The sequence below is a fragment of the Roseomonas aerilata DSM 19363 genome (assembly GCF_000711725.1).
Classification (GTDB): Bacteria; Pseudomonadota; Alphaproteobacteria; order Acetobacterales; family Acetobacteraceae; genus Roseomonas; species Roseomonas aerilata.
Window position 1 is genome coordinate 1 of the sequence record NZ_JONP01000108.1, and the last position, 4,151, is coordinate 4,151.

The 4,151-nt window shown below is 64.5% G+C and carries 6 protein-coding genes and 2 pseudogenes; 1 reads left to right on the forward strand and 7 read right to left on the reverse strand.

Translation table 11 applies throughout. The features are described 5' to 3' along the window. The 5 genes and pseudogenes from BO39_RS29020 to BO39_RS29035 all read right to left on the reverse strand — a co-directional run. The coding region (locus BO39_RS29020) for a PAS domain-containing protein (RefSeq protein WP_211257611.1) at positions 1–671 on the reverse strand (671 nt) is incomplete at its 3' end. Between the two features lie 12 nt (positions 672–683). Further along, positions 684–950, reverse strand: coding sequence for a PAS domain-containing protein (locus BO39_RS34145; RefSeq protein ID WP_052403023.1), 267 nt, complete (start codon positions 948–950; stop codon positions 684–686). A gap of 24 nt (positions 951–974) precedes the next feature. Beyond that, the gene (locus BO39_RS29025) at positions 975–1,859 is read right to left on the reverse strand and encodes a YihY/virulence factor BrkB family protein (RefSeq protein ID WP_156964144.1); all 885 of its coding nucleotides are present in this window, start codon (positions 1,857–1,859) and stop codon (positions 975–977) included. A 1-nt stretch (position 1,860) separates the two neighbouring features. After that, on the reverse strand, positions 1,861–2,265 hold the full coding sequence (locus BO39_RS30760) for a response regulator (RefSeq protein ID WP_052403025.1): 405 nt from the start codon (positions 2,263–2,265) through the stop codon (positions 1,861–1,863). A 274-nt stretch (positions 2,266–2,539) separates the two neighbouring features. Then, positions 2,540–3,163, reverse strand: a pseudogene (locus tag BO39_RS29035) (IS6 family transposase); the annotation flags it as partial. Between the two features lie 405 nt (positions 3,164–3,568). On the opposite strand from BO39_RS29035, the gene BO39_RS29040 reads away from it, so the two are divergent. Then, positions 3,569–3,748, forward strand: coding sequence for a hypothetical protein (locus BO39_RS29040; RefSeq protein WP_043840335.1), 180 nt, complete (start codon positions 3,569–3,571; stop codon positions 3,746–3,748). A gap of 105 nt (positions 3,749–3,853) precedes the next feature. Here the strand turns inward: BO39_RS29040 and BO39_RS32255 are convergent, their stop codons facing one another. Next, positions 3,854–3,985 carry a tyrosine-type recombinase/integrase gene (locus tag BO39_RS32255; protein ID WP_084698673.1) on the reverse strand — a complete coding sequence of 44 codons (132 nt, stop codon included), beginning with the start codon at positions 3,983–3,985 and terminating at the stop codon, positions 3,854–3,856. Positions 3,986–3,999: 14 nt separating this feature from the next. Continuing rightward, positions 4,000–4,151 (reverse strand): annotated as a pseudogene (locus BO39_RS34820) (IS6 family transposase); the annotation flags it as partial.

Here is a 4,151-nt window from a genome sequence, read left to right on the forward strand (position 1 = left end):
CCAATCTCCCCGGCCTCTTTGCCGATGAGCTCCGCCTCCGCGTAGCCGCTCTCCCGAACGAAGGCATCGTTGGCCCGCAGCAGGCGGCAGCCGGAGCGCAGGACAAGGATGGTCGGCACCTGCGCGAGGCGGAAAGCCACCGCGAAGCCCTTCTCGCTCCGCAGCAGGGCTTCCGCGGTGCGCTTGTGAGATTCGATGTCGACGAAGGTGAAGAGCATGCAGTCCGCGTTACCAACCTCGATCGGCTGACCGGCGACCACCACCCGCTTCTCGCCGCCCCCGGCCAGCTGCAGCACGGCCTCCATCTGCGGGATGGTCCGTCCCTGCTGCAGCCGCTCGACGGCGAGCTCCCGCCTGGCGGCGCCCTCCAGTACATCGATCTCGTAGGCCGAGCGGCTGACCACCTGCTCCTCGGCGTAGCCGGTCATTTCGAGGAAGCCGCGGTTGACCTTGATGTGCCGGTGGTCCGACAGCCGCATGATGACTGCCGGCGCCGGGTTCGCGTTGAAGGCCGCCTCGAAGCGCTCCTCGGCGTCGAAGCGCTCGGTCTCGTCGTTCAGGATGAGAACCAGGCAGTTCGGAACACCTGCGGCATCGTTGAGCACCAGGCTGCGGATGCGGTGGGTCCAGAGCGCCTCGTTCTCCCCGGCCCGCGCCACCTCGACCACCACCTCGTCGAAGGCCTAACCCGCCATCACCCGCTCCATCGGGTAGGCGCCCTCTGGCAGGCGGTGCCGGTTACGGTAGCGCAGCTCAAAGCGTCTGCGGTACTCGGACACGGTAGCGCCCAGTTCGGCTACCTGATGCACGCCGTGCATCTTGAGGGCTGCCCTATTGGCCCAGGTGATCGTCTGGTCAGAGCCGATGAGGATGACGCCATCCTGCAGGGCGGCGAGGATGAGCCGGAGCTGCTGCTGGTCGGCGTTGTCATGCGATGGAAGGTCAGCCACTCGGGGGAACTCCGGGTCAGGCAATCAGGCTGAACCTGCAGAATGCCGCTCGAGCTCGGCATTGAGGGCTGCACCGATCAGCACGGCGGCACTCGACAGCCAGGCCCATACCATCAGCGCCACTACGGCGCCGAGGGAGCCATAGAGCCGGTCGTAACCACCGGACTGGGCAACATAGAAGGAGAAGGCAGCCGAGCTGAGGAGCCAGGCCAACGCTGCGAGGGTGCCGCCCCAACTCACCCACTGCCACCGCGGGCACTTGCGGCTGGGTCCGTGCCGATAGGTCAGAGCCAGGCCAAACGACACCGCGGCAAGAAGGACTGGCCAGCGGCCAAAGTGAAGCAGCCCCTCCAAAGTGCTCCCGGCATCGGCCAGTACGGCGGGCACAAGGATGGCGCCGAGTGCCAGCAGGATGAAGACCGCGGCGCTGAGGGAGAAGATCAGTGCAGTGGCGTACAGGCGGAGCAAGCCTCGGCTCTCCCGCTCGTCATAGGCGACGTTCAGCGCGCCAAAGAGCTGGGCAGCGGTAACGATTGCTCCCCAGAGGGCGGCGGCAATCACCGCGGTCGCGGTCCCCCAACCAAACCCACCCTCCCGGAATGCAGCGAGGCGGCCGAGGAGCTCACCGGCCACCTCCGCTGCACCGGCTGGCAGGGACCCTGACGCGGCGTCCCGCAACGTTTGTGCTGCCGCGTCTGGCTCCAGCAGGACGCCGCACAGCCAAAGCAGCACTGCCAGCGCGGGGAAGACCGTTAGCAGAGCGTAGAAAGCGACCGCTGCCGCCTCACCCAGCAGCCTCTTCTCGACAACCTGCAGACCAGCTTGCCGCAGCACTCCGCGCCAGCTCTTTGCAGACATGTCTGATGGCGCGCTGATCTCACATTCCTCAACCGAGCCGGCATCCGCCACGCTAAAAGGTTGCCCGGGCACTACCGAGTGCGGGAGGGTTGCTGGGCCAGACCTTCAGATCCTCCATGACCTGGAGCAGTTCGACGAAGCCGAAAGGCTTGTTCAGCCGTCGCTCCTGTTCACCCAGTTGCCGATCATGCCAGTTGCTGGGCAGGCCCGAGTAGTAGATGACCTTGATGTCCGGACGGGCCACTCGGGTCCGCTCGATGACCGCAAACCCATTCAGCGCCTCACCCAGGTTGATGTCGGTGAGAACAACCTGGTAGGCGCCTGGGCCTTCAAGGTACTGTAAGGCAGCAGTTGCAGTATCGGCCATCTGCACGGCAAAGCCGGCGTCCTCAAGCGCCTGGACCGTGACGTCCAGCACCAACTCATCGTCGTCGAGGACAAGCACGTCGTACGTCATTAAGCCCACCGTTCCACGCTGGATGAAACGTGCCGCGCCATCTTTGAGTTGGAGCGCCTGTGTACTTTTTGCCGCTCGGACGCTACTCGGTAGCTGTCAGGACTGGTCGCGACATGACCACGTTATCGTGACGGTAAGCAGCACGTCGTCAGGCTAGGTAATAGTAGTATCGGCGATAGCGCTATTTCCGATCCGACCAGGCTCCGTCCGCCCCCTTGCGGGCGGGGGTTCGGTCGCGAGGACCTACCAATGGCACGACTACGTCCGCCTGCAACCACGGTACGTCAACAATACTCTGGCACTGTCGCTGCAGCAGGATTAGCCGAGACTTAGTGTCCCTTTTGAACCGCTTCATCTGCCGCTCTCGTCGTCGCGTCGGCTGACGCGAGTTCTCTGCCCGGTTGTTCAGCCCCTTGTGCTGCCGGTGCTCGACGGAGGGCATCACCTCCTCCTTCGCGGCGCCGTAGCTCGCCAGCTTGTCGGTGATCATGACACGCGGTGGCCGCATCTGCCGCTTCAGCAGCTTCCTGAGTAGCCGCTTGGCCGCTTGCTTGTCCCGTCGGCGCTGCACCAGCACGTCGAGCACCATCCCGGCTTGGTCGACGGCGCGCCAGAGCCAGTGCGTCAGGCCGTTGATCTTGAGGACGACCTCAGCCAGGTGCCACTTGTCACCCGCCCGCGTCAGCCGGCGCCGGATCCCGTTGGCGAACTCCTGACCAAACTTGAGCGCCCACTGTCGAATGGTCTCGTGGCTGACCACGATGCCACGTGCCGCCAGCATTTCCCCGACCATGCGAAGGCTGAGCGGAAAGCGAAAGTACAGCCACACTGCCTGACTAATCACCTCGGCCGGGAAGCGGTGGCCGGCATAGAGGAACTTGGCGGCTGGCGAGCTCATTCCGGCTGCCTACCTGCCCGGAGCCAGTCCGCCAAGCTCGCTCAAATTGACGGTGCCTCTGGAGAAGGAAGCCAAAGCGCGTTGATCTGTCGGCTCCTAGATCACGCGCTCCGGCCAGACGTCAGGATCCCAGCGGCCCGGTAGGAAGGCTATCGAGCCCCTGACGGTGGGCAGAATACCGCACCCAAATATTGACGACGCAGAGTGCGGCGATGCCGATCATTGATACGAACATGGAGGTGGCTCCTTTTGCCTGTTCCTCCCTACCCCTGCACTCATGTTGCACTGCACCATACCACCTTCAAGTGAACCTTCTGCGCCGCGCTGCGCGATCGATGCATCCCAGATGTTCGCTTTGCGTTCCTTTTGGGCCTACCCTCTGCCACTCGTCCGGAGGCTGCTGCCATGCCCCTCACCCTTCTCCCCACCCCGCCAGAGCCTGTCAGAGCGGCACCGGGCCGCGCTGAGCTGGGGCTGATCTGGGACGGCCTGGACACCGAGGGCCGCCGAATCCTGCTGGCCCAAGCGCGCGCCGTGGCCGAGGTCACCGGGCGGTTGCCGGTGGGAACCGGCGATGAGCGCTGACGGCTGGCACGAAGCCGAGCCGGCCGACGTCGCAGAGGCCGTTCACTACCCCCGAATGCAGAACCGCTTGCTTCTCTGCCGTGGCACTCGATCAGATTGTCAAAATCAACTCCATCCATCCCTTAGCCAAGCCACATGAATTTCAGTTGTCCGCACGTTCGAGTGCCCCAGGTGCCGGGATACGGCGTAGATGTCGGATCCCTTCTGAAGCACCCGGATTGCCCATGTGTGCCGCAGGTCATGGCAGCGGACACCTCATCGAGGTGCCAAGTGTCACCCCGCCTCGGCCGGCGTCGCCGTAGCTTATGGGCGAACTCCGAACCGAACTTGCGGCACCAGTTCCGGATGCTCTCATGGGTGACGGTGACGCCCCGCTCCGCCAGGATCAGTTCCACGTCCCGTA

Bases quoted from the DNA above. Each gene is read 5' to 3' on its own strand.
- BO39_RS29040 (WP_043840335.1), top strand. From the start codon at position 3,569: ATGCCCCTCACCCTTCTCCCCACCCCGCCAGAGCCTGTCAGAGCGGCA.
- BO39_RS30760 (WP_052403025.1), bottom strand. From the start codon at position 2,265: ATGACGTACGACGTGCTTGTCCTCGACGACGATGAGTTGGTGCTGGAC.